General features: G+C 57.5%; 22 protein-coding genes. 8 read left to right on the top strand and 14 right to left on the bottom strand.

Going from position 1 to position 24,334, the window contains the following annotated elements; genetic code table 11:
• Window positions 1-40 precede the first annotated feature (40 nt).
• From purB to hisH, 5 genes are all read right to left on the bottom strand, one after another.
• Window positions 41-1,336 (bottom strand): adenylosuccinate lyase, encoded by a 1,296-nt coding sequence (gene purB / locus B5F76_RS10805; RefSeq protein ID WP_087354426.1) that lies wholly within the window; start codon window positions 1,334-1,336, stop codon window positions 41-43.
• Between the two features lie 113 nt (window positions 1,337-1,449).
• Window positions 1,450-1,830, bottom strand: coding sequence for an FmdB family zinc ribbon protein (locus B5F76_RS10800; RefSeq protein WP_087354424.1), 381 nt, complete (start codon window positions 1,828-1,830; stop codon window positions 1,450-1,452).
• A gap of 439 nt (window positions 1,831-2,269) precedes the next feature.
• Window positions 2,270-3,079 (bottom strand): hypothetical protein, encoded by an 810-nt coding sequence (locus tag B5F76_RS10790; protein WP_087354412.1) that lies wholly within the window; start codon window positions 3,077-3,079, stop codon window positions 2,270-2,272.
• Between the two features lie 9 nt (window positions 3,080-3,088).
• On the bottom strand, window positions 3,089-3,868 hold the full coding sequence (hisF, locus tag B5F76_RS10785) for an imidazole glycerol phosphate synthase subunit HisF (RefSeq protein ID WP_087354410.1): 780 nt from the start codon (window positions 3,866-3,868) through the stop codon (window positions 3,089-3,091).
• Window positions 3,858-4,502 (bottom strand): imidazole glycerol phosphate synthase subunit HisH, encoded by a 645-nt coding sequence (gene hisH / locus B5F76_RS10780; RefSeq protein ID WP_087354463.1) that lies wholly within the window; start codon window positions 4,500-4,502, stop codon window positions 3,858-3,860. Before hisH ends, hisF begins: the two co-directional genes overlap by 11 nt.
• A gap of 280 nt (window positions 4,503-4,782) precedes the next feature.
• Between hisH and murI the strand changes: the two genes are divergently transcribed.
• Window positions 4,783-5,604, top strand: coding sequence for a glutamate racemase (gene murI / locus B5F76_RS10775; RefSeq protein ID WP_087354408.1), 822 nt, complete (start codon window positions 4,783-4,785; stop codon window positions 5,602-5,604).
• Window positions 5,605-5,617: 13 nt separating this feature from the next.
• On the opposite strand, the gene B5F76_RS10770 is transcribed toward murI, so the two are convergent.
• Entirely contained in the window at window positions 5,618-6,571 is a 954-nt protein-coding gene (locus B5F76_RS10770) for a M23 family metallopeptidase (protein ID WP_162608811.1), read from the bottom strand.
• Window positions 6,572-6,787: 216 nt separating this feature from the next.
• Here B5F76_RS10770 and B5F76_RS10765 point away from each other — a divergent pair, with 216 nt between their 5' ends.
• From B5F76_RS10765 to recD2, 4 genes are all read left to right on the top strand, one after another.
• Window positions 6,788-7,621 (top strand): metal ABC transporter ATP-binding protein, encoded by an 834-nt coding sequence (locus B5F76_RS10765; RefSeq protein WP_087354404.1) that lies wholly within the window; start codon window positions 6,788-6,790, stop codon window positions 7,619-7,621.
• Window positions 7,618-8,472 (top strand): metal ABC transporter permease, encoded by an 855-nt coding sequence (locus B5F76_RS10760; protein ID WP_239407031.1) that lies wholly within the window; start codon window positions 7,618-7,620, stop codon window positions 8,470-8,472. The genes B5F76_RS10765 and B5F76_RS10760 overlap by 4 nt, the downstream gene beginning before the upstream one ends.
• A 168-nt stretch (window positions 8,473-8,640) precedes the next feature.
• A complete protein-coding gene (gene aroC / locus B5F76_RS10755; protein ID WP_087354402.1) occupies window positions 8,641-9,702 on the top strand; it encodes a chorismate synthase in 1,062 nt (353 codons plus the stop codon).
• The gene (gene recD2 / locus B5F76_RS10750; protein WP_087354400.1) at window positions 9,702-12,032 is read left to right on the top strand and encodes an SF1B family DNA helicase RecD2; all 2,331 of its coding nucleotides are present in this window, start codon (window positions 9,702-9,704) and stop codon (window positions 12,030-12,032) included. Before aroC ends, recD2 begins: the two co-directional genes overlap by 1 nt.
• Before the next feature lie 50 nt (window positions 12,033-12,082).
• Here the strand turns inward: recD2 and amrA are convergent, their stop codons facing one another.
• From amrA to panC, 3 genes are all read right to left on the bottom strand, one after another.
• Window positions 12,083-12,649, bottom strand: a complete 567-nt coding sequence (gene amrA / locus B5F76_RS10745) for an AmmeMemoRadiSam system protein A (RefSeq protein ID WP_087354398.1) — start codon at window positions 12,647-12,649, stop codon at window positions 12,083-12,085.
• An 84-nt stretch (window positions 12,650-12,733) separates the two neighbouring features.
• Window positions 12,734-13,909 (bottom strand): methionine adenosyltransferase, encoded by a 1,176-nt coding sequence (gene metK, locus B5F76_RS10740; RefSeq protein WP_446717634.1) that lies wholly within the window; start codon window positions 13,907-13,909, stop codon window positions 12,734-12,736.
• 47 nt (window positions 13,910-13,956) lie between these two features.
• Entirely contained in the window at window positions 13,957-14,802 is an 846-nt protein-coding gene (gene panC / locus B5F76_RS10735; RefSeq protein WP_087354396.1) for a pantoate--beta-alanine ligase, read from the bottom strand.
• 304 nt (window positions 14,803-15,106) lie between these two features.
• On the opposite strand from panC, the gene rimO reads away from it, so the two are divergent.
• On the top strand, window positions 15,107-16,420 hold the full coding sequence (gene rimO, locus B5F76_RS10730) for a 30S ribosomal protein S12 methylthiotransferase RimO (RefSeq protein ID WP_087354457.1): 1,314 nt from the start codon (window positions 15,107-15,109) through the stop codon (window positions 16,418-16,420).
• Between the two features lie 69 nt (window positions 16,421-16,489).
• The gene (locus B5F76_RS10725; protein ID WP_087354394.1) at window positions 16,490-18,496 is read left to right on the top strand and encodes a hypothetical protein; all 2,007 of its coding nucleotides are present in this window, start codon (window positions 16,490-16,492) and stop codon (window positions 18,494-18,496) included.
• Between the two features lie 112 nt (window positions 18,497-18,608).
• Here B5F76_RS10725 and B5F76_RS10720 read toward each other — a convergent pair whose 3' ends face one another.
• The 5 genes from B5F76_RS10720 to ltnD form a co-directional block, all read right to left on the bottom strand.
• Window positions 18,609-19,988 (bottom strand): GntP family transporter, encoded by a 1,380-nt coding sequence (locus tag B5F76_RS10720; RefSeq protein WP_087354392.1) that lies wholly within the window; start codon window positions 19,986-19,988, stop codon window positions 18,609-18,611.
• 64 nt (window positions 19,989-20,052) lie between these two features.
• On the bottom strand, window positions 20,053-20,832 hold the full coding sequence (otnI, locus tag B5F76_RS10715; protein ID WP_087354390.1) for a 2-oxo-tetronate isomerase: 780 nt from the start codon (window positions 20,830-20,832) through the stop codon (window positions 20,053-20,055).
• A complete protein-coding gene (otnC, locus tag B5F76_RS10710; protein WP_087354388.1) occupies window positions 20,832-21,458 on the bottom strand; it encodes a 3-oxo-tetronate 4-phosphate decarboxylase in 627 nt (208 codons plus the stop codon). The genes otnI and otnC overlap by 1 nt, the downstream gene beginning before the upstream one ends.
• Window positions 21,459-21,530: 72 nt before the next feature.
• The gene (gene otnK / locus B5F76_RS10705) at window positions 21,531-22,808 is read right to left on the bottom strand and encodes a 3-oxo-tetronate kinase (RefSeq protein WP_087354386.1); all 1,278 of its coding nucleotides are present in this window, start codon (window positions 22,806-22,808) and stop codon (window positions 21,531-21,533) included.
• Window positions 22,809-22,823: 15 nt separating this feature from the next.
• Complete coding sequence (gene ltnD / locus B5F76_RS10700) at window positions 22,824-23,738, bottom strand: L-threonate dehydrogenase (protein ID WP_087354384.1); 915 nt, start codon at window positions 23,736-23,738, stop codon at window positions 22,824-22,826.
• A gap of 351 nt (window positions 23,739-24,089) precedes the next feature.
• On the opposite strand from ltnD, the gene B5F76_RS15160 reads away from it, so the two are divergent.
• Window positions 24,090-24,334 (top strand): hypothetical protein (locus B5F76_RS15160; RefSeq protein ID WP_204218383.1); only part of this gene is annotated, 245 nt, incomplete at its 3' end.

Below are 24,334 nucleotides of genomic sequence, written 5' to 3'. Positions count from 1 at the left end.
TTGAGGGGAGACAAGCGTGCACTTGCTCGCTTGGCGAAAATCAATCGCCGTAAACGCGCTTGTAGACCGTATCTTCATAGCGCAGATAGAATTTGGGATCAAAGAGCTCGTCCATCTTGTCGCTGCCAAGCACAGCCTGCATCTGCTCGTCCTGGCGGACCAGGGTGGGGAAGGGAGTATGTGTTTCCCAGCTCTGCATGGCCAGCTTCTGGACAGCCACGTAGGATTCCTGGCGAGGATGGCCGCTGTCAATAAGGGCCGTGAGCACGCGCTGCGAGAAGTACAGGCCGAAGGAGGCGTTCATGTTGCGCTCCATGTTCTCGGGATGGACCGTAAGGTTTGCGAGCAACCTGTTCAGGCGGTTTAAGGCGTAGTCTGCCAGAATGGTGGAATCGGGCATGATGACGCGTTCCACAGAGGAGTGGCTGATGTCGCGTTCGTGCCACAGGGCCTGGTTTTCCAGGGCTGCCATGGCGTTGGAGCGCAGAAGCCTGGACAGTCCGCAGAGATTTTCCGCGGAAATGGGGTTTTTCTTGTGGGGCATGGCCGAAGAGCCCTTCTGGCCCTTGGCAAAGCCTTCTTCGGCCTCGAGAACCTCTGTGCGCTGCAGATGGCGCAATTCCACGCACAAACGCTCTATACCGCCCCCAAGTATGGCCAGGGTGGTGAAGAAATGGGAGTAGCGGTCGCGCTGCACGATCTGGGTGGAATGGGGATCGACCTTGAGACCAAGGTGGGTAAGGGCGATTTCCTCTACCTCCGGAGTCACGATGGTGTAGGTGCCGACAGCGCCGGAAATCTTGCCTACGCGAATGTCCTCGATGGCGTCTTCGAGACGCTTTTTATGACGCGCAAATTCGGCGTAGAAGCCTGTCATCTTGAGGCCGAAGCTGATGGGTTCGGCGTGGACACCGTGGGATCTGCCCATGCACAGGACACCCTTGTACTTCATGGCCATGCCCTTGATGGTTTCAAGCACGGCGTCGATGTCCTTGAGAATGATCTTGCCTGCCTGCACAAGGAGGAGGCTGCCGGCAGTGTCCACGATGTCGGAAGACGTGCAGCCCAGATGGATGAAACGGGCATCAGGGCCGATTTTTTCTTCCAGGGCAGTCAAAAAGGCGATGATGTCGTGGCGCGTGATCTCCTCGATGGCGAGAATGCGGTCTGCGTCGATTTCAGCCTTGTCTATGATGTTCTGCAGCGCTTCCTCGGGAATGCGTCCCTTTTCCGCCCAGGCCTTGCACACGGCAATTTCAACGTCCAGCCACGATTTGTAGCGGTTTTCCAGTGTCCAGATGCTGCCCATTTCCGGGCGTGTGTAGCGTTCGATCATGAGAATTGCTCCCGCAGGAGGGCCGGGCCGAAGCGATTGCCCCGGGGCTTGCGATGGCCTTCCTTGCCTTTTGGGGTGAATTTGAAGATCTGCAACAATGCCCTTTGGTCAGGCTACTTGGCAGCAGCCGTGCTGGCAGGGGCAGATGTGCTCTTGGGAGCGGATGCAGCGGGTGTATTCGAAGAAGCTGTAGTCGAAGAAGCAGCCTTGGTCGCGCTTTCACCAGAAGCCTTGGCGGAACTTTCCGGGGCATGGGACGCGCCGGATGTTCCGTGGCTTGGCGCGGAAGTCTCGTCCTTGATGCCCTTGCGGTATCCGTAGTCGGTCACATACCAGCCGCCGCCCTCAAGAACAAACGAGGTGTTGGAGATAATGCGCGGCGAGATGGTTCCGCAATCCGGACAGGGTTCCTTGGGATGATCCTCGGTGATGTGGGGGCACCACTCTTCGAAGACCTTGTTGCACTTTGGGCAGCGATATTCGTAAATTGGCATACTTCTTTCCTCCCCTGCCTGAAAACAGGAGGAGACCACAAAAATTCTGATTTGGGCGCTTGGCCCTATAGAGAACAAAATCTGCCGTCATGACAACGGCAGACTTGTTAAGGACAAAAAAGAAACTGTGCGTGAGCCCTAGGCCTTCTTGCCCTGAGCTTCGTGAATGCGCTGCTTCAGGCGCTGTTCACGACGATGACGACGGCGATCGAGTTCCTTCTTGCGTTCAACTTTCTTGTGAGCCATGGTATTCTCCTTAAAAAACAAGGCAGTCTTGCTGTCCTGTTATTGGCATAGGCTGCTCAAGGCCGCGTCCGGCCTCAAGACAAGGCATGCTATAGAATATTTCCAGCCGGTTTGGCAAGCCTGAAAGCGGCCATATTGCCCCATTTTCCGCTGTGAGAACAGCCTTTTGGAAGACGGATTGCACAAGGTCCAACTAGTGCTTCCCTGAATCCGTGCCGCTTTTCCCCTGGTCGAAAAAGCCGCTTATGCTGGCAGTTTCCACTACGGCGTAGTCGGCAAAGCCGTTGGCAGCCATGATTTTGTCCGTCATCCCCATCCATTGCGGCAAAAAGCGGGTGACCTGCAGGAGAGGGGAGGGGGTAAGGCGCAGGCGCAGGTCGGCAAAGCAGGTATTTCCCTTTTCGTCCTTCAGGCGCAGCAGAGCCTCTTCCGTTTCCTCGATACGGGCAAGCTCATCCCTTTTGACAGGAAGATGGTAGTCGTAGCGGGTCAGAAGGCAGGGCCTTGCCTGTTCCTTTGGCAGGGGAAAGCCCATATCCCTTGCCCTTTTAAGTATATCGGCCTTGGAAAGCCCCGCAAGGGCCAGGGGGGAGAGAACGCCCTTTTCCTGGAGTGCCCTTAATCCGGGACGGTAACGGGACAGATCGTCTGCATTGCTTCCGTCACAGAGTATCCTCTCCTCCTCGCCAAGATGTGCCAGCACAGTGCCGAGGCTTTGGAGCATGAGCCTTTTGCAGTAGTAGCAGCGTAACGGATCCGTGTTTGCAATCTGCGGGACAGACAGGGGATCCACCGCCACCTCTTCGAGCCTCAGTCCCATGGTTGCAGCAAAGGCTCTTGCCCCTGTGCTTTCGCCCCTTGGGATGTGCGGGCCACGGATGTGGATGGCAAGGACATCGCAGTTGGCTTTCAGGGCGCTGGCGCAGAGAAAGCGGCTGTCGAGTCCTCCGGAAAAGGCTATGGCAAGGCGTTTTTGTTCGGCAAAAAAGTCACTGAGGGTCATGTGTCAGGCCTACCAGACAAGGCGCACCGGGGCTCCGTGGCTTGCCATGTACTCCTTGCATTCGCGTATGGTGTAGGTGCCAAAGTGGACAATGGAGGCAATCAGGGCCGCAGAGGCCTTGCCGCGAGTGACAGCGTCGAGCATGTGCTCCGGCTTTCCTGCTCCGCCTGAGGCAATGACCGGGATGGAGACCGCGTCCACAATGGTGCTTGTGAGCGCAAGCTCGTAGCCATCCTTTGTGCCGTCCGCGTCAATGGAATTGACACACAGCTCGCCCGCGCCAAGGCGCTCGCATTCTTTCGCCCAGGCAATGGCGTCAATGCCCATGCGCTTGCGGCCACCGTTGATGACTATTTCGTAGCCCGAGGGAATAGCCTCGCTTTGGGGCACGCGCAATACATCCATGCCAACGACCACGGCCTGGCTTCCAAAGGCGTCTGCGCCCTCGCTGATGAGGCGGGGATTTTGCACTGCCGCGGAATTGATGGAAATCTTTTCAGCGCCTGCCAGAAGGACAGCCCGCATGTCTGCAACTGAGCGTATGCCTCCGCCAACGCTGAAGGGAATGAAGATATTGGCTGCCACCCTTTCCACTACGTCCAGGAAGATGCCGCGATCCTCCGCAGAAGCAGTGATGTCGTAAAAGACGATTTCGTCCGCACCTTCCTCATAGTACTTGCGGGCACTTTCAACCGGATCGCCAATGTCCACGTTTCCGGCAAATTTGATGCCCTTGGTGAGCTTGCCGTTGCGCACATCAAGGCAGGGGATGACGCGTTTAGAGAGCATTGGCGGCCTCCTTGCAGTAGTCGTGGTAGTTTTTGAGCAGGGCAAGGCCAAAGCGTCCGCTCTTTTCCGGATGGAACTGCACTGCCCACAGTCCAGATCTACCGTAGACAGAACAGAAGGTCAGCCCTCCGTACGAGGTTTGCCCGAGCACAAGATCGTCTTCGGGAGCAACATAGTAGCTGTGGACAAAGTAGAACTGGGCCGAGGCGTCGATGCCACGGAAAAGCTCATTGTCTCTTGTGCAGGAGACTGTGTTCCAGCCCATGTGGGGGACAGGGGCCGGGCTTCCGTCTTCCTGAAGCAGGGTATCGGGAAACTTTCTGCACTCACCCTTCACAAGACCCAGTGTCCTTGTGTTGCCTTCCTCGCTGTGCTCGAGGAGAATCTGGCAGCCAAGGCAGATGCCAAGCACAGGCTGCTTGCGGGCAATGGCATCGGCAAGGCAAAGATCAAGGTGTTCGCCGCGAAGTACATCCATGGCCTGGGCAGACGAGCCGACACCAGGGAAAATGATGCCGTCGGCCCTGGCAAGGACTTCTGAATCGGCTGTAATGACAGAGGGTATGCCCAGAAACTTGAGAGCCCTGAGCACGCTGGTCTGGTTGCCAGCCTTGTAGTCGAGGATTGCGATCATGTCTCCCCCCAAGAGAGAAAGCGGTTGGCCCGCCTGGACGTCGGGCACCTTGAGAAAAAAGGCATAGAAAAAAGGCATTTTGATGCGTTGAGGGGAAAAACACAAGTTCCCATTCTTGCCAATTGACGCCATATGGCGCTCTTTTACGCCCTTTTTTCAGGACGTTTCCTGCCAGGGACAGTGCCTTCGGACAATATTGTCGCTTCACTGCTTTTTGGGTAAGGTGCGCTTTCCGCCAAAAGGCACAAACAGCAAGGACTTTCCTGCAAGGAGAGAGCAAGTGGTCGACAATACGGACAACCCCATAGGCATTTTTGATTCCGGCGTGGGGGGAATGACAGTGCTTAGGGCACTGCTTGAGCGTCTGCCGGGGGAAAGCTACCGTTTTTTGGGCGACACGGCTCGCCTGCCCTACGGGACCAAGGGCGCCAGCACCATCATAGAATATACCCTGAAGGCTGCGGGCAAGCTTGTGGACATGGGGCCGGTCAAGATGCTGGTCGTGGCCTGCAACACAGCAAGCAGCGTTGCACTGCCTGCCCTGCGCAACCGCTTTCCGCACATTCCCGTGGTGGGGGTGATAAAGCCAGGTGCCAGGGCTGCCGTGCAGGCCTCGTCAAGCGGACACATAGTGGTGCTCGCCACAGAGGCCACAGTGCGTGGCGGAGCCTATGTAGACGCCATTCACGCGTTAAAGCCCGAGGCGCGCATCCAAAGCCGCGCCTGCACGCTCTTTGTGTCCCTTGCAGAGGAAGGCTGGCTTGAGGGTGATGTGGTCGAGGGTGTGGTCCGCCGCTACATAGGAGAACTTTTTGCCTGTGAAGACAAGCCGGACACGCTGCTGCTCGGCTGCACGCATTTCCCCCTGCTGCAAAAGGCCATAGCCAATGTGGTGGGCCCGGATGTTGCCATAGTGGATTCTGCCCGCACAACAGCCGAGGCCGTAGCAGAAATCCTTAAGACACAGGGTATGGCAGCGCAAGGGGAAAAGGGCAGTGTGCGCTTCATGGCTACAGACAATGTGCGCCGTTTTGCCGCCACAGGCGGGCTTTTCCTTGGCCGCAAGCTGGACGAGAAAGACGTGGAGCTCGTGGATATCTAGTGGACATCCGAGCTCAGTTTTTCCAGGGCTCGATGTCCGGAATCTTGTAGGCGCCGGATTCAAGAAGGGCCTTGCGCATACGCAAGTACTGCTTTTGGCCGGCAAGGCGCTTGTTGTAGCCGCGCCGCACGCAGGCTTGGGCCTGCAGGGGAGTTTTCAGATCCTCGAGAGGCGGATCGTAGAGCTCCCAAAGTCCCCCGATTTCCTTGCGCGGATCCGTGCGCTGCCCCTTGCTGTTGCGCACAGTGATGTGGACGTGTGCTCCGGACGTCCGTCCCGTGCAGCCGACTTCGCCTATGTGCTGCCCCTGTTTCACCTTGTCGCCCTTTTTGACAAGTACCTTGCCAAGATGCGCGTAGGAAACGGTCTTGCCGTCTGTCTGCGCTATCTTCACAGTAAGGCCTGCGCTGCCGGCCATGCCTGCGAGAAGGACAGTGCCGCTTTTGAGCGTGCGCACTGGCCAGCCAAGGTGTCCGCGCACGTCAAGGCCGCTGTGAAAGCGGGGGCGCATGGGAGCGTCGCTCAGGAGGGGAACCGTGGATCCGCGCCGCTCCCCGAAACGGGAGGTGACAAAGCTGTCTACGTCCGGCCAAAGCGCCATGGCCTCGCTCGAGTAGGAGCTCGCCTCGGTACTATCCTTTTCCTCTTCTGAGCCTGATTTATCCGCCTGTTCCTGCGCTTTTTCCTGTGCCTTGTTCGTGCCTCCTGCAGAAGATTCGCCTGCTGTTTCTGCAGCCTCCTGTTCTGCCTCGCCAGAGCTTTTCGAAGGATCGTTTTTCGCAGCGGACGGGGCCCGGGACTGGGCTTGAGCTTTTTCCAAAGCCCCGGCTTCGACACCAGTGTCTTTTGCCTGAGTCGCGGCAAGGGCCTGGGAGGAGAGAGAGGGCAGGGCAACGAGTGCTGCGCCAAGGATCATCGGGGCAAGAGCCCTGAAAAATCCCGCAAGGGAAGAATTGGGTTCTGGCAAGGGAAATCTCCGCAGGATGGATTTTGGGGAAGGGACAGGCAGGTTGCTGTTGTCCCTGCACCATCGATTAAGCCAGGGTGTCCGAAAAAGCCAGCCTTGTCTTTTGCCTTGGGCAAGGCTACCTTGCCCGGGCCAAAATGTCAGTACTGTCACGTGCCATTGGCGGGGGGGGGTAGCTCCCTGGCACGATACACGGAAGATACAGAGGAAGATTGAATGACAGACCATGTCATTGCCTTTGAAAACATGAGCGTGGAGTTTGCGGGAAAGACTGTCCTGGACCACGTCCGCGTCTCCATACCCCGGGGCGGACTTACCGTCTTTGTGGGGCCAAATGGTGCAGGCAAGACCACGCTTTTGCTCAGCATCATGGGAGAGGTGCCCCACAGGGGAAAGATACGCTTTGCCCGGGGGGTCCTCGGGCGCATCGGCTATGTGCCCCAGCATCTCGAGGCACAGACCTCCACTCCCATCACCTGCGAGGAATTTCTGGCCCTCAATGCCGGCACAAGGCCCTTGTGGCTTGGCATAGGAAAGGAAGGAAAAAAGGCTGTGGCAAAGGCGCTCGAGCGCGTGGGCATGGGGAACGCGGCTACCCGCTGCATTGGGGAGCTTTCCGGCGGCGAAATGCGGCGCGTGCTCCTTGCCTCTGCCCTTTTGCGCGATCCCCTGCTCCTTTTGCTGGACGAACCGGCTGCAGGCGTGGATCTGAAGGGCGAACGCCTTTTCTGGGATATCCTGAACGAATTGCGCCTGCAAAGCGGCATTTCCATTGTCATGGTCAGCCACAACCTGACCCTGGCCGCCCACTACGCGAGCCACGTTGTCTGCGTATACGACGGACGCTGCCAGGAGGGCACGCCCCATCAGATCTTTACCGCAGCCAATCTCATGTCCGTCTTTGGCATTCCTATCCACATCTACCCGGATCAGTGCACTGTACCGCAGCATTTGTGTCCCAAGTGCGGCGCCTTTGCCCAGTGCGAGCAGGAACATCCGTGCGGGATACGGGGAGAGGCCCCCTTCCAGGGCCGGGGAGGTGCGCTGTGATAGACGTCTTGTGTTCTGCCCTGGGGTGTATTCCCCTGGACTGCCTGCAGCACAGGTTTATGCAGCAGGCCCTGCTGGGCCTTTTGTTGCTCGCGCCCATAGCCGCAGTGCTTGGCGTGCAGATAGTGCATTTTCACATGGCCTTCTTTTCCGACGCCATAGGTCACTCGGCCTTTGCCGGCGTGGCCCTGGGCCTTCTCTTTTCCCTTGAGCCGCGCATGACCATGCTGGCCTTTGGCATACTGGTGGGCATGGGCATTATTGCCCTGCAAAGGCGGAGCAACATTTCCTCGGATTTGGCCATTGGCGTGGTCTTTTCCGCTGTGGTGGCCTTCGGACTTCTGGTTGTGAGCAGGACACAGGGCAGCGCAAGGAATCTGCAGCAGTTTCTCCTTGGCGACATCCTGACCATAGGGCCAGAGGAAATACGCTTCCTTCTGCTTCTTTTGCCCCTTGTATTTGTTTTGCAGTTTTGCGGCTTCAACGCCCTGCTTTCCATTGCCCTGAACCCCATCATGGCCAGGGCCCACGGGATCAGGGTTGCCATGTGGCAGTATCTTTTTGCTGCCGTCGTGGCAGCTGTGGTCATCTTCTCCGTGTGGGCCGTGGGAGTATTGCTTGTCACAGCCCTGCTCATTGTGCCCGCTGCCTGCGCCCGCAACATGTCACGTTCCCTTTTCGGCATGTTCTGGTGGGCTGTGGCTTTGAGCATGCTCTCGGCCTTTCTCGGGCTTGTGCTCTCTGCCCAGCCCTGGCTTGCCTCCTCCACAGGACCAACCATCATTGTGGTGAGCTGCCTTTTTTTTGTGCTCTCCACCATCATGCTGCGCAACAGGGGCAGGCGAGGCTGATACAAGGCTGACAGGCGCAAGGCCTGCCACAACCCTTTTCAGCGCCTGCCAGCACTGCTATCATTGCACACCCGTGAAGCCCAGGGGCTTGCGCATCATGCAATAACCCGGCACAAGGCGTATTGCCCGGACAGGGACGACAAATACACAATCAGGAGCAAGGCAGCTATGTCCCAGAATACATTTGGCACTCTTTTCCAGGTCACCACCTTTGGCGAATCCCACGGCATGGCCGTGGGTGGCGTTGTGGACGGCTGCCCTCCCAATCTCCCCCTGACAGAGGAGGACATGCAAAGGGCCCTGGACAGGCGAAAACCCGGCCAGGGAGCCACGGCCACTCCGCGCAAGGAATCCGACACCGTGCACATCCTCTCCGGGACCTATCTTGGCAGGACAACGGGCACGCCCATTGCCTTTGTGGTCTACAACGAGAACCAGCGCTCCGGGGACTACGACAACCTGAAGGACGTTTTCCGTCCCGGACACGCGGACTGGGGCTTTTACAAGAAGTTCGGCTTTCGCGATCACCGCGGCGGCGGGCGCTCCTCTGCAAGGGAGACCATCGCCAGGGTTGCTGCAGGAGCTGTTGCCGAAAAACTGCTTGAGAGCGAAGGCATACGCGTCCGCTCTGCCACTGTGGAGCTTGGCGGCATAGCCGTGGCAAGTATCGATCTCGAAGGCGCCTACGATCGTCCCTTCTACAGCGCGGACGAGAGTGTTGTTGCCCAGTGGGACGCCAGGGTGCTTGAGGCCAGAAAGGCACACGATACCCTTGGCGGTATTGTGCAGACAGAGGCCTACGGCGTTCCTGCCGGTCTTGGCGAGCCTGTCTTCGGAAAGCTTGACGCAAGCATAGCCTCGGCCATCATGGGCATAGGTGCAGTCAAGGGCGTGGAAATAGGTGACGGCTTTGCCGCAGCCCGCGCAACGGGAAGTGCCAACAACGATCCTTTGCTGCCCGGGGGACTTTTTGCGTCCAATCACGCCGGAGGTATCCTCGGTGGCATTTCCTCTGGTCAGACCATTGTGGTGCGAGCCGCAGTCAAGCCCATCTCCTCCATTGCAAGCGAGCAGCAGACAGTGGATGTCAACGGCAATGCCGTGACCATACGCGTGGGAGGCAGACACGATCTTTCGGCCATACCCCGCTGTGTGCCCGTGCACAGGGCCATGGTGAGCCTGGTTTTGGCAGACATGCTTCTCATGCAGCGCCGCCTTGGGAGAAACTGATGCCAGAGAGCACGAACAAGGGCCCAAAACCCGGAGTCTTGGCCACTGATCCGGCCATACAGGAAGACATTACCTTCAGCGGCAGCATCGAGCGCATTATTTTCAAGAACGACGAAAATGGCTATGCCATATTGCGCGTTGTGCCGGACAAGAAGGAAGCCGGGCGCAGGGGTATTCCCCTGTCGGGCTTGACCTGCGTGGGAACCCTGCTCAATCCGCAGGCAGGACAGAATCTTTCCTTTACGGGCAGGTTTGTGCAAAATGCGCGCTACGGGCGCCAGTTCCAGTTTGCTTGTGCAAACGAGCAGGTCCCGGCCAGCGAGGCAGGGCTCATAGCCTATCTTTCCTCAAAGCTCATCAAGGGCATGGGACCGGATTTGGCCGAAAGGGTCGTGAAGACATTCGGCCAGGACACCATACGCGTTCTCGACGAGGAGCCGGAAAAGCTTGCCAGCGTCAGGGGCATAGGCAAGAAAAATCTCGCGACCATTGTCGAAAGCTGGCGCGAGAACAGAAGCTTGAGCGATCTCATGCAGTTTCTGCAGCCCCATGGCATCTCCGCAGCCTACGGCGTGCGCATCTACAGGGAGTACGGAACCCAGTCCGTGCAGAAGGTGCGCGAAAATCCCTACAGGCTTGCCATGGACATACGCGGCATAGGCTTTCTCACAGCGGATGCCATGGCGGAAAAGCTCGGCGTTCCCAGGGACAGTCCCCTGCGCATGCAGGGGGCCGTGCTCTACATCCTGCAGAAGGCCTCGGAAAACGGAGATGTCTTTTTGCCGAGAACCGAGCTTGTGGCGCGCATAGAAAAAGAGCTGAATGTTCCCGCCGCAGGCGTTCTGGAAGCCATAGACGCGCTCGTTCTCGACAACCGCATTGTTGTCGACGCCATCCCTTTGCAGCCGCATGAAACAGGCGGCAGGGGCGAGGACAGGGCCGTGTATCTCGCAACCTATTACCGCTGCGAGGACAAGACAGCCTACTATCTCGAGCGTCTGTGCCAGATGCCCGGGAACGTGACGTTCAGGAATGTGGACAAGCAGGTGCAAGACGCCCTGCAAAAGCAGGAACACAACCTTGCCAAGGCCCAGATCGAGGCTGTGCGCATGGCTGCCAAAAGCAAGGTGATGGTACTCACCGGCGGCCCGGGCACAGGCAAGACCACGATCATCAAGGCCATCATTACCCTGTTTCAGGCAGTCACAAAGCGCATTTTCCTTGCTGCGCCCACCGGGCGCGCAGCAAAGCGCATGGCAGAGGCAACGGGCCTTGACGCAAAGACGTTGCACCGCCTGCTCGAATACAATCCCGGGGACAATACCTTCAGGCGCAACGAGGAAGAACCTCTGGCCTGCGATCTTCTGATAGTGGACGAGGCCAGCATGATGGACATCCTCATCTTCTACTATCTCATGAAGGCCGTGCCTACGGGCTGCGTCGTCATTCTGGTCGGCGACGTGTTCCAGCTTCCCTCTGTTGGTCCAGGCAGTGTCCTTGCTGACATCATAGCCTCGGGCAAGGTGCCTGTGTGCGAGCTCAACGAGATTTTTCGCCAGGCAAGGACAAGCGAGATTGTGACCAATGCCCATCGCATCAACAACGGCATAGTCCCCGATCTTGTGTCCCCCTGGGAGCGCGACACGGATTTCTACTTTCTGGAAGTGCCCACCATGGAGGACGGGCTGGACGTTCTTGTACGCCTTGTCTGCAGGGAAATACCCGAGCGTTTCGGGCTGAATCCCCTGAAGGACATCCAGCTTATTACCCCCATGCACAAGGGAGCTGTGGGCACTGTCTGCATGAACAGTGAGCTGCAAAAGACCCTCAACCCCGGAGGTCTGGCCATGGGGAAGGGGGGCCGCGCACCCAGGGCCCTGCCCGAGGTCAGGCGCGGCGACACCATCTATCGACGTGGCGACAAGGTCATGCAGATACGCAACAACTACGACAAGGACGTCTTTAACGGTGACGTGGGCACCATTCTGGATATCGATCCGGACCGCAAGGTCGTCCATGTGGTCTTTGACGACAGGATGGTCGAATACGAGACCTCGGAAATGGAGGAGCTTGTCCTTGCCTATGCCATTTCCATCCACAAGTCCCAGGGCTCGGAGTATCCGGCAGTGGTGATTCCCCTGTTCATGCAGCATTTTATCATGCTGCAGCGCAATCTTGTCTACACGGCAGTGACAAGGGGCAAGAAACTGGTGGTTTTAGTGGGCGAAAAGCGGGCCCTGGAGAGGGCTGTTGCCAATGCGGATGTGAAACGGCGCTACACAAGGCTGACCTTCCGTCTGCGCGAATACGTTTCCAATCTCTATGCATGACGAAAAGGGGGAGGGGCAAAAGCCTCTCCCCCTTCTCGTGGAAAACGGTTTTAGCCGCGGGCCTGGAATTTGAAGCCCTCGTACCAGAAAAGACGTGCTCCCTGCTTCTTCCAGGAACCGTCCGGAAGGCCTGCCTTGTAGCAGAGATTGGTCAGATACTGATCAAGATCCCAGCCCTGTTCTACCGGCACCTGGGGCAGAAAGACGCCGCTGCGGCCCATGTACTGCAGGACAAGGCCATGCCTGCCAATCTCGATTGCTTCCGGATTGGGGCAGGGGGAAAGCTGGTCCAAAACGGTGATTTCCACTCTTGTGTGCGGCCATTCACTGGGCTTAAGGGGACGAAAGCGGGGATCCCTGAAGGCCGCAGCCTGTGCCATGTTCCAGGCGCACACAACAAGGGGTTGCGTGCCCACGATTGAGCCTATGCAGCCTCTCAGATGCCCCATGATGGTGAGCGTTACAAAGCAGCCGAGGTTTTGAACAAGGTTGGCGTTGTAGTCTTTTGAGGCAGGGGGAAGCGGCGCTTCGCCCTGCAGGCGCTTTTCAATGGCATCGCAAACGATGCCGGAAAGGATGCGCTGTTCTGTTTCGTCAAAAGAGAAGGCAACTGCCATATGCCCTCCAGGGCGCAGGAGCGGCGGGGGAAAAGCGACCTTGCGCCAAGCAAAAGGGCGCCGCAAGCGCGGCGCCCGAAAGGTCTAGTGCTTTTGCACAGCTGTGACAAGATCGTTGACTGCGTCGCGCTTTTCCCAGGTGAATTCGGGAAGCTCGCGGCCAAAGTGTCCGTAGCAGGAGGTCTTGCTGTAGATGGGGCGCTTCAGGTCAAGGCGCTTTGTGATGTAGTAGGGGCGCAGATTGAAGACTTCGCGCACGGCATCGGTGAGGACGCTGTCTGGATATTCGCTGGTGTTCTGGGAAGTGACAAGGATGCTCACGGGATCGGCCACGCCGATGCTGTAGGCAATCTGTACCTCGCACACCTTGGCAAGGCCTGCGGCCACGATGTTCTTGGCGATGTAGCGGCCCATGTAGGCGCCGGACCTGTCCACCTTGGAGGGGTCCTTTCCGGAGAAGGCGCCACCACCGTGGTGGCCTGTGCCGCCGTAGGTGTCCTGGATGATCTTGCGGCCGGTCAGGCCGCAGTCGCCCATGGGGCCACCCACCACAAAGCGGCCTGTGGTGTTGATGAAGATTTCGCAGTCCTTTTCGTTGAAATAGCCAGAAGGTTCGAGCACTGGACGGATGACCTGGCTTTTTACTGCCTCAATGATGTCATCCTGGCTTGCGTGGGGTTCGTGCTGGGTGGACACCACGACGTTGTTGATGCGAACCGGAACGCCGTCGTGGTATTCAAAGGAAACCTGGGTCTTGCCGTCGGGACGGAAGAAGCCCACTGTGCCGTCCTTGCGAACCTTGGTCAGGCGCTGCGAGAGCTGATGGGCCCAGAATATGGGGGCCGGCATGAGGGTGGGGGTCTCGTCGCAGGCGTAGCCGAACATCATGCCCTGGTCGCCGGCGCCCTGGTCCTCGGGATTTTCGCGCAGGACACCCTGGGCAATATCCGGAGACTGATGATCAATGGTGGAGAGCACAGCGCAGGTCTGCCAGTCAAAGCCCATGTCGGAGCTGTTGTAGCCCACGCTCTTGATGGTTTCGCGCACAACATGGGGCAGATCCGCGTAGCCCTTGGTGGAGATTTCGCCGGCAATAATGGCCATGCCCGTGGTCACCAGGGTTTCGCAGGCCACGTGGGCATCGGGATCCTGGGCAAGGAGGGTATCGAGAACTGCGTCGGAGATCTGATCTGCCACCTTGTCGGGATGGCCTTCGGTGACGGATTCCGAGGTGAAGAAATAGGTTCCTTTGGTCTGCATGATTTCTCCTGGATGCCGACAGGGCATCCTTGCGGGAAGAGTCAACGCTAATTGAGCTGGATGTTGTCTATGAGACGGGCCTTGCCCATCTTGATGGCGCAGGCCATTGTGGCAGGGCCTGTGATTTCCTCAACCTGGCTGAGGCTTGCGCTGTCAATGACCTGCAGGTAGTCGAGGCGGCCAAGGGGCAGCGTGGAGGCCCAGCGGCGCAGCACGGCTTCCTTCAGCACATTGGCCCTGGTTTCCCCGTGCTCGACCATTGTCTTGGCATAGACAAGGCCCTTGTGGATTTCGGGCGCCTGAGCGCGCTCCTCTTCTGTCAGGTAGACATTGCGGGAGGAGAGGGCGAGGCCGTCTTCGGCCCGGGCAATGGGCACGCCAACAATGGTGATCGGGATGAAGAGATCTCGTACCATGCGGCGGATGATGGCCTGCTGCTGCCAGTCCTTGTTGCCAAAGACCGCGTAGTCGGCCTGGCTGAGCAAAAAGAGCTTTGTGCACACAGTGCACACGCCGCGGAAGTGGATGGGGCGCGAGATACCGCACAGAAGCTGCCCCATTTCCGGAACTTCTACCCATGTGCCGGCGTCCGGTGCGTAGAGCTCGTCAGGGCTGGGCGTAAAGAGAAGGTCTGCGCCGTGTTCCCTGGCTATGGCAGCATCGCGTTCCATGTCCCTAGGATAGGAAGCGTAGTCTTCATTGGGGCCGAATTGGGTGGGATTGACAAAAAGGCTGACAACGACCTTGTCCGCCAGGGTGCGGGCCTTGTCCATGAGCGACATATGCCCTTCGTGGTAGTAGCCCATGGTGGGTACAAGGGCTATGGTCTTGCCTTCCTTGTGCCAGCTGCGGCAGCAGTCGGCTAGTGCTTGAGCTGAAGAGAGTATTTGCATATCCATATATCAAGTTATTGTGATATGGTGATAGACAGGAATTTATTTATACCTTATGCTGACACCTGCTGTAAAGCATTGCCTTGGCAGTGGACCGGTTGCTTTTTGAAAAAGGCAGGCAGATTTTTGCGCTTCTGCCGGCTGCCGGATCTTGCGGGACAGGCGCGTGAGAGCGCTTTTTGCGAGCCGTTTTTTTGGCAAACTTGTCCTCACCAGCCATGGCATGAAATGTAGAGTACTGTTTTGCAATGCATTCCCGCAGACAGGGGCCCCTGTCTGCGGGCCTGGAGATACTATGGCAGTTATGGAAGAGAAGGCAGGGGAAGGGCTTGTCGTGTACTGCAAGAGCCTTGGCTGTCCCAAGAACAGGGTGGATACGGAAAAATTTGTAGGTCAGCTTGGGGAGAATGTCCGGCTCACGGATACGCCTTCAGAAGCGGACCTTGTCTTTGTGAACACCTGCGGCTTCATAGAGCCGGCAGTCAGGGAATCCGTGCGCACCATTCTTGACCTCGCCGAAGAACGGAAAAAGGCTCTTTTGTGCGTTGCCGGCTGCCTGGTCGGGCGTTACGGCAGGGACAGTCTTGCCGATGGCCTGCCAGAGGTGGATTTGTGGCTTGAGCCGGCATCCAGGGAGAACTGGGGGGCAATGGTTTTTGCCGCCCTTGGTGGAGGTGCAGCATCGTCTGGACGTCTTGTGTCCACTCCTCCGTCCTACGCCTACCTGAAGGTTTCCGAGGGCTGCAGGCACCGCTGTGCCTTTTGCACCATTCCCTCCATCCGTGGTCCCCTGCACTCCGCTCCCATGGAGGAACTTCTGGGTGAGGCGCATATGCTGGCAGACCAGGGGACCAGGGAGATTGTGCTCATTGCCCAGGATCTCAGCGACTATGCCCACGATCTCGGAGACGACGCCAGTGCCTTTCCCCATCTTTTGCGCAGGCTCGGAGACATCGACGGCATAGCCTGGCTGCGTATGCTCTACCTCTATCCGAAGGGGATAACAGGGGAACTTTTGCAGGCAGTGAAGGACGTGGATGCCCTTTTGCCCTATTTTGACATTCCCCTGCAGCACAGCCATCCCGATATCCTGCGCGGCATGGGCAGGCCCTTTGCCGTAGAGCCCGAGCGCGTGCTCGAAACCATACGCGAGGCCCTGCCGGATGCGGCTTTGCGCACAACCTTTATTGTGGGTTACCCCGGGGAAACGGACGAGCACTTTAAGCATCTGTACGATTTTGTAGAGCGCATGCGCTTTACCCAGCTTGGGGTTTTTACCTTCTGGCCCGAGGAAGGAACTGTCGCTGCCTCCCTGCCCAACCAGGTGGAGGACAGTGTGAAGGAGGAGCGCAGGGCGCTGATCATGGAACTGCAGCAGGAAATAAGCAGGGAAAGGCTCGAGGCCGAGGTGGGCAGCGTGCAGGACGTGCTTGTAGACAGCATCAATCCCGAATGGCCCGGCCTGCACAACGGCCGTGTGTGGTTCCAGGCTCCGGACGTGGATGGCATATGCTACATAAGCGGCCCCGGAACCGAACCTGGCGCCATGGTGCGGGCGGATATTGTGGAGAGCGGCGAGTATGATTTGACCGGTCTTGTCCGGGAAGAGTGGAAATAGGCAGGCAAAATTGTCGAAAGTCAGTGCATTGCAAATGCCCACAATTTCATAATCAGCCAAGAGGACTATATGGCAACAAGAAAAAGAATAGCAAAATCCAGGGGCAAGGGGCGCGGTAAGACAGCTTCCGGCGCGCCAAAGCTTGATGCATCAAGCCTGTATTTCGGAACACGCTCCCTGGGGGATCAGGCTACGCGATGGCTTCAGGCACAGCGCGAGGCTGACAGTGAGCAAGGCGGCTTTGATCTGGAACTTGAGGGGAAAGCCTGCGGCTGCATCCTTGATTTCGAAAAGAAGTATGGCAACCCCTACAGTTTTCGGAATTCCGGGATACGGACATTTGATGAGGAGAAAAAGTTTCCGAAAGTTCGGACTGGCGGAAAGGTTGTAGCCCAGCTTAAATCCATGGCCGAGGAGGGGTCTGTTCTCGCCTCCTGCTTTGTGGCCCTGCAAATGTTCTTTGAGCTGACCGGAGACATGTATCTGGACAAGCTGGGCAAGGCGGATACAGAGAAAAGGGAGAAATTTCTGGCACTGCTGGATGTCGCAGCCAGCGGCGGTTTTTCCTATGCCTATTGCATGCTCTTTTTCGCCTACAATGCTCTTGGGGAGCCTGAAGCTGCGCAGTCATGGGTCCAAAAAGCCTTGGATGCCAACTTCGACGAGATGGTCTTTGCCTCCGCAGACGGATTGCTTTGCCCTACACAGACGCAGCAGAAGGCGATTGAGAGTGTTCTGGAACACGTGTACGCACTGGCCCTGGATCACAGCTGGGATGCCCTGGTCATGCTCATGAATATCAAAAAATTCAGGGCGCACAATGAGGCGGTGAGCTCCTTCACAAAGCATATGCCGCTCATTCAGTCGTTGATTGAGCAGGAGCACACAGGGGCCATGCGCCTGTTCGCAGAGTCTCTGGATAGCTGTGAGCATCAATCTTCCAGATTGTTTCCGGACCCGCGTGTGACGCGTTTTTACGAGAGAGCTCTCATGCAGGGCGATCTGGGAGCCCTGTTCCAGTACATACAGGCGAACTTTGTCGGGTCGCATTATGTAGGTCTTGCGGAAAAGGATGTGTTCCTGCTGGAAGGGATACTCCGCCATCCCAATCTTGGTGCCGACTACGCAGCCAGGATCCACGGTCTGCAGGGGCGCCTTTTGCGCACTCTCGACGATCCAAAGGGAGACAAGCTGCTGCTTCAGGCAGCAAAAGCCGGTTATCCGGAAGATCTTTGTGATACGATCCTTGCGGAATTTCTCTGGGGGGACAAGTTCATAGAGTATCACGAGGACACGCTTCTTGACGACAAGAGCCTGGACAAGATCCCTGCCGTGCTTTTTGCTAGGGGGAGAATGCTGATTCTCTTCCCCAATAGCGAGGACTCCGTCGAACGCGCGCTGAAAAACATTCACGAAGCAGCAATGAAGGGAAATTCGGACGCAAACTGCTGGTTTACCGACTCCCTTTTGCGCGGTCTGCACGGGCTTAAACAGGATACCGAGAAGGGGCTTGAGCTTCTTCAGAGCCTGCTTGCGCAAGAGAATCACCCACATCCTCATCCGCGTGTTCTTGCCTTGGAAGCCATACGTCAGCTTGGCTGGATCAAGGGCCTCAGGGGCAAGGGCGAGCAGAATATCGAGTGGGCTAGGGAGCTCTTCGGCTGGGCAGCGTCCCAAAAGGATCCCCTGGGCTACGTGGGGCTTGTCATCCTGAAGAGTCTGGAGGCCAAAACCCAGAAGCAGCAAAAGGAGATGGGGCAGGAGCTCGCAAAGGCCATACTGTACGCCCGCTCAAGCGGCGACGCATCGGCACTCTTTTTGCTTGGCTCGGAGCTTGCCGTGAACAACGAGAGCCCCGAGTTCAACGCTGTGTGCAAGCAGTGCATGAAGACACAGGGGAGCAGGGAGTCCCTGCCCGCTGACTGGTACTGCGGCCAACTGGCCGCTTCTGTCCTGCATTCCGCAAGCATTGTCGGGGAGCCGCAGGGGGAATTTCTGGCCAATCTGCCAGATCCCCGTCTGGGCAATCTGGAAAAATTCAGAAAGGACAAGACTGTCTGCGAGAAGTTCTTCTAGCGGACAAAAATTTCACAACTCCACGAAAAGGGGCGGACATGCAGCTTTGAGCTGCTTGTCCGCCCCTCCATTTTGGGCTTTGCCCTCTCTCAGGGCAACGAAGCCTCTCTTGCTAGAAGAAGAGCATTGTCACAAGCCAGGTGAAGAAGAAACCAACTATGCCTATCACCGAGGTGATCAGCGTCCAGGTGCGCAGGCCTTCGCTCACGCTCATGTTCAGATACTTCGTCAGAATCCAGAAGAAGCTGTCGTTGATGTGCGAGAAGCCGAAGCCGCCAAAGCCGATGGCTATGGTGATCATCACGCGGTAGTTGTCGCTGTAGGCTGCTGCAGCGTCTGCAAGCAGGCCGGCTGTAGTCAGGATGGCCACGGTGGCCGATCCCTGGGAGGCGCGCAGTGCAGCCGCGATGATGAAGGCTGCGGGCAGGATCGGGATGCCCAGGGAGACAAGGGTGTTGGCAAGTGCCGTGCCGACGCCTGTTTCGGTGAGAACCTTGCCGAACACGCCGCCACCACCAGTGACCAGGATGACCACTGCTGCAGTGGGCAGGGCGTCGTCCATGACTTCGCCTATGCGGCCGAGTTCCCAGCCCCTCTTGATGCCAATGAAGTAGAAGGCGAGCAGGATGGAAATCATGAGGGCCGTGCCGGGGGAGCCCAGGAACTGGGCTACCCTGTACAGGGAGCTTGCCTTGTCGAGGACGGTCGCCGAGACCGTGCCCAGCATGATGAGGGCGATGGGCAGGATGACCAGGGTAAGGATAAGGCCCACACTCGGAGGCTCGAGATTGTCGAGCTTGACTCTGTCGGACTGGATGTCAGCCATGTTCAGGGAGGTGATGTCCGTGCGGATTTCCGCGGACTCGCCCTTGGCTGCCAGATGCTTTCTTATGACCGAACGGGCAAAGTAGAAGGCACAGATGGAGGTGGGGATACAGAGGAGGATGCCGAGCAGGGTCAGCATGCCCACGTCAGCATGGAGAATGTTGGCTGCGGCAACAGGGCCGGGATGGGGCGGAACCACCACGTGCACGGTCAGCATGGCTGCTGCCACAGGCAGACCGTAGACTATGGGGTTGGCCTTGGTGAATCTGGCAAAACCCAGGACAATGGGGGCCAGGATGATAAAGCCCACGTCCACGAAGATCGGGATGCCGAGAATAAAGCCGGCGATCGTGACTGCAGCTACGGTTTTGCTCACGCCAAGCAGTCTGCTGAAGTAGGAGGCAAGGGCTTCCGCGCCGCCCGAGACTTCAATCATCTTGCCGAGAATGGCGCCAAGGCCCACGATGATGGTGATGGAGCCAAGGGTTGACCCCATGCCGGCGATGAGGGTGGGCATGACCTTGTCCACCGGGATGCCGGCTATCAGTGCCGTGATCATGGACACGAGCAGGAGCGACACAAAGGCCGAGACCTTCATCCTGATCACGAGAAAGAGGAGCAGAAGCACCGAGAAGAGTGCTATGCACAGTAACGCTGTTGTTGACATAGGCGTATCCTGTCAGGCCGAGAAGTGTGAGTAGAGTGGGCCGGGACTTTAGCCCGGCAGATGACTAGCCCTTGTAGGGGGCAAACCATCCAAGGCCTTCTTCCGTGTTGCCGCGAGGGTTGTACTCGCAGCCAATGTATCCGGTATACCCAACTTCGTCGAAGAGCCTGAAGATGTAGCTGTAGTCTATCTCGCCCTCATCCGGCTCGTGGCGGCTCGGGGCAGCAGCGATTTGCACATGGCCGTAGGCACCGGCAAAGTCGCGAATGAGGTGGGTGAGATTGCCGTCCACCATCTGGGCGTGGAAGGTGTCGAGCTGGGTGAAGACATTGTCACGACCAATGACCTCGCGCAGGGCCATGGTTTCGTACTGGCTGTGGTAGAGGTAGCGGGGCTTGATGTCCGGGCAGAGTGCCTCCATGGTGAGGACCTTGTCGTGCTTTGCAAAAAGGTCTGCAGCCATGCGCATGTTTTTCACAAAGACGTTGCGGCACAGCTCCCTTTCCTCGGGATAGGGAACCACTGCGGACATGACATGCACTGTGCGGCAGTCGAGGGCAATGGCGTAGTCGAGAGCCTCTTCTATTTCCGACTTGAAGTCGGCCTCGCGGCCGGGCAGGCCTGCATGGCCCCACTCTCCGCCTGCCACGTTGCCAGCGGTGGTGTTGAACAGGGCGAGAGTAAGCCCGTTGTCCTTTAGAGCCTTGGCAAGATCCTTTTTGTCGTAGTCATAGGGCCAGAGAAATTCCACAGCCTTGAAGCCGCACTGTGCGGCCCTGGCAAAGCGATCCATGAAGTCCACTTCCTTGAACATCATGGTCAGATTGGCAGCAAATTTGGGCATTATCTAAGCTCCCTTGTTTCTTCTTCAGTGAGATAGCGAATGCGATCTCTGTCGTTTGCAAGGACAAAATACAGTCTTGCCGTTGCTTCCAGCTCTTCTGCATTGTTGACTGCGCTTGTGAGATCCTTGCCACAGGCGATCATGCCGTGGTTGGCCATGAGGAAGGCCAGATGTCCCGGGGCCACTTTGCCGAGATCCTCGGCAAGCAGGGGTGAGCCCGGTTTGTGGTAGGGAACAAGCGGAATCTCGCCCATGCGCATGACAACGTAGGGCGTAAAGGGACGTATGACGCTTTTCTCGTCAAGATCCTTCAGGCAGGAAAGAGCTGTGCAGTAGCAGCAGTGCAGGTGGACAACAGCGCGTATGTCGGGATTGTTGTCGTACAGGGCCATGTGGAAGAGCACTTCCTTGGTGGCCTTTGCTCCGGCAACAAGGGTTCCGTCCCGGGTGAGGACAGAAAGCGTTTCGGGATCAAGCCTGCCCATGCAGGATCCTGTGGGCGTGGCAAGAATATTGCCGTCAGGCAAAAGTACGCTCATGTTGCCGGCAGATCCCGTGGCATACCCCCTGTCGTACAGTGTCCTGCCGACTTCCACAAATTCGACAATTTCCCTTTCGTATTTCATCGTTTGTCTGGTGCGGGCTCCGGCCGGAACCCGCACCACCTCCGTATAGCGGTGTCGTGCCAGGTTCAGACCCTAGACGGGAAAGTTTTCCTGGGCGCGGACAAAGAAGTCTTCCTGACCGAAATTGCCGGATTTGAGAGTGAGGCTGACAAGATTGTTTATGGAGCGCACCCACGGCACACCAGGGGCAATGGCAGGGCCAATGTAGAAGCCCTGAACGCCCAGTGCCTTGGTGACGATGCCGGAGGTCTCGCCGCCTGCGACTATGAAGCGTTCCGTGCCATCCTTGGCAAGGCTCGCTGCAAGGGCAGCAAAGAAGTTTTCCACAGCCCTGGAGGATGCCTCCACGCCGTATTTTTCCTGCACGCGGGCGAGCTCCTCTGGGTTGGCAGTGGCGTAGACAAGAGGTGCCAGGGCGTCTTCCTGATGGGAGAGGATAAAGTCCCTGTACTCGCCAACCATGGTGTCCATGTTTGTGCCTTCGGAAAGCAGGGCGTCCACATCCACGAGCTTTGCCGCTGCCCTTTCCTTGTAGAAGGCCACCTGCTTGTTGGTCATGACAGAGCAGGAACCGGAAAGGACTGCGCATTTTTGGCCTGCGGGATAGCCTGCCTGCTGGGCTTTTTCCGGATCCGCGTCAGCCTCGCGCACTGCGCGGGCAAGGCCAATGGCAAGGCCGGAGCCACCGGTCACAAGGGGCATGTCCTTCAGGGCCTCGCCTTGGGCGACAAGATCGTTTTCGTCCGTGGCATCAAGCACGGCGTAGCTGAAGCCGGCCTTTTCAAGCTCGGCAATGCGATCCCTGATGGCCTGCGGGCCCTTTTTCACCACTTCGAGGCTGACAAGGCCGCACTTGCCCTTTGACTGCATTTCAACGAGGCGCAAGAGGGAGCTGTCCGTCATGGGAGTAATGGGATGATTCTTCATGCCGGATTCTTCCAGCAGAACGTCACCCACAAAGAGATAGCCCTTGAAGACAGTGCGGCCGTTCACGGGAAGTGCAGGCTGGAAGATGGTAAAGCCTGTGCCAAGCCTCTCCATGAGAGCGTCCGTGACAGGGCCGATATTGCCCTTGCTTGTGCTGTCGAAGGTCGAGCAGTACTTGAAGTAGATCTGCTTGCAGCCGTTTTTCACGAGCCAGTCCAGGGAAGTTCGGGTTTCCCGGATGGCTTCCTCTGCCGGGCAGGAGCGCGATTTGTGGCTGATGACCACGGCCTCTACGTCCGGGGCCGGAAGGTCTTCGCTCACGCCGCACAGCTGCACGGTTTTCAGGCCGTTCAGGACAAGGAAGCTCGCAATGTCCGTGGCGCCGGTGAAGTCATCGGCAATCACGCCTATCTTAAGAGTCATGTGGCTGTCCTCGTCCTAGTGTTTCTTTTCTTCGGGGAGCGTGATGCCGTTGAAAATCTTGATGACTGCGCTGTCGTCCCATCTGCCGTAGCCGGCATTGGAGGCGGAAGTAAACATGGAGAAGGCTGTGGAGGCCAGGGGAATGGGGAAGTGCATGGCCTTGGCAGTGTCGGTCACAAGACCCAGATCCTTCACAAAGATGTCCACAGCGGAGAGAGGGGTGTAGTCGCCCTCAAGGACGTGCTTCATGCGGTTTTCGAACATCCAGGAGTTGCCGGCAGCATTGGTGACAACGTCATACATGATGTCCAGGGGGATGCCAGCCTTGGCGGCCATGGCCATGGCTTCTGCGGCAACGGCGATATGCACGCCTGCAAGAAGCTGATGGACGATTTTCACGCTGGCACCAAGGCCGATTTCGCTGCCGATATTGTAGACCTTGCCTGCCACCGCATCGAGCAGGGGCTTGAGTGCCTCGAAGGTGGCAGGATCGCCGGAAGCCATGACAGTCATTTCGCCAATATTGGCCTTGACTGCGCCGCCGGAGACCGGAGCGTCAAGCATGGGAAGGCCGTAAGAGGCCAGTTTTTCGCCAATGTCCTTGGCGTCCGAAGCAGCCATGGTGGAAGACACCATAACAGGAGTCCCCTTTTTCAGGGCAGAGGCCAGGCAATCCTCGGGGTTGTCGCCGAAAAGCACGCTGCGCACCTGGGCCGCGTTGACCACAAGCACAAGCACTGCGTCGAGCTCGGAGGCAAATTCCTTGGGGGTTTTGGAAACCTTGACAGCACCTGCTTCCTTCAGTGTTTCCAAAGCCTTGTCGCTGATATCTCCGCCGTAGGTATTGAGCCCGGCCTTGATGCAGGACTTTGCCGCTCCCATACCCATGGTACCGAGTCCGATAACGCAGACATTTTTGATCGCTGACATTGCTAAACTCCTTGAGCGAAGGGGACTTGCCCCGAAGTGACTATTTTTCCCCCGCGACAGGTACGGTGCCTTCCTGCAAGCCTGTCGTCCTTTCCTTTGGGAGGAGTAGCAAAAAAGGTTGGGAAAGCATTCCGGCGCAAGCCAGTACAGGACAATTTTTGCTAGTGACAAGCGTAAGGTGACAATTTGCCGTATTTTGTCACAGGGAAGATACATGTATGCCTAGTGTCGACAGAATACTATCTTTTTTGTTACTGGTCCAGACTTCTTGCGCACTCTCGTGTCTGACTTTGTCTGCGTCACACTTCTGTAACATTTGTTTTTGTCTCCCCACGAAGGAAGAAAATACGAGTGCGTTGCTTTGAAATTGTTCCTGTTCCAATGCAAAACTTCTGGCGCACGCAAGAGCGCAGAAGAAGGGGCTGCTTTTCTGCTTTTTTTGAGGAAGAGCTTTTGTGCAGGCGTGAGACACAAGGACTGACCTATATTCGTGAATTTCCAGAATCTCGATACCTGATGGTGCGTTTTAATCCTGCTCAGTCCTCAAATATTTCCAGATATTTCTTGCTGTTACAGTGTTTTATGACTTCAAAAAA

Origin of the sequence: Desulfovibrio sp. An276 (genome assembly GCF_002159665.1) — a bacterium.
Taxonomy (GTDB): Bacteria; Desulfobacterota; Desulfovibrionia; order Desulfovibrionales; family Desulfovibrionaceae; genus Desulfovibrio; species Desulfovibrio faecigallinarum.
The sequence above is the reverse complement of the archived record's forward strand: the minus strand, read 5'-3'. Positions and strand labels throughout refer to the sequence as shown.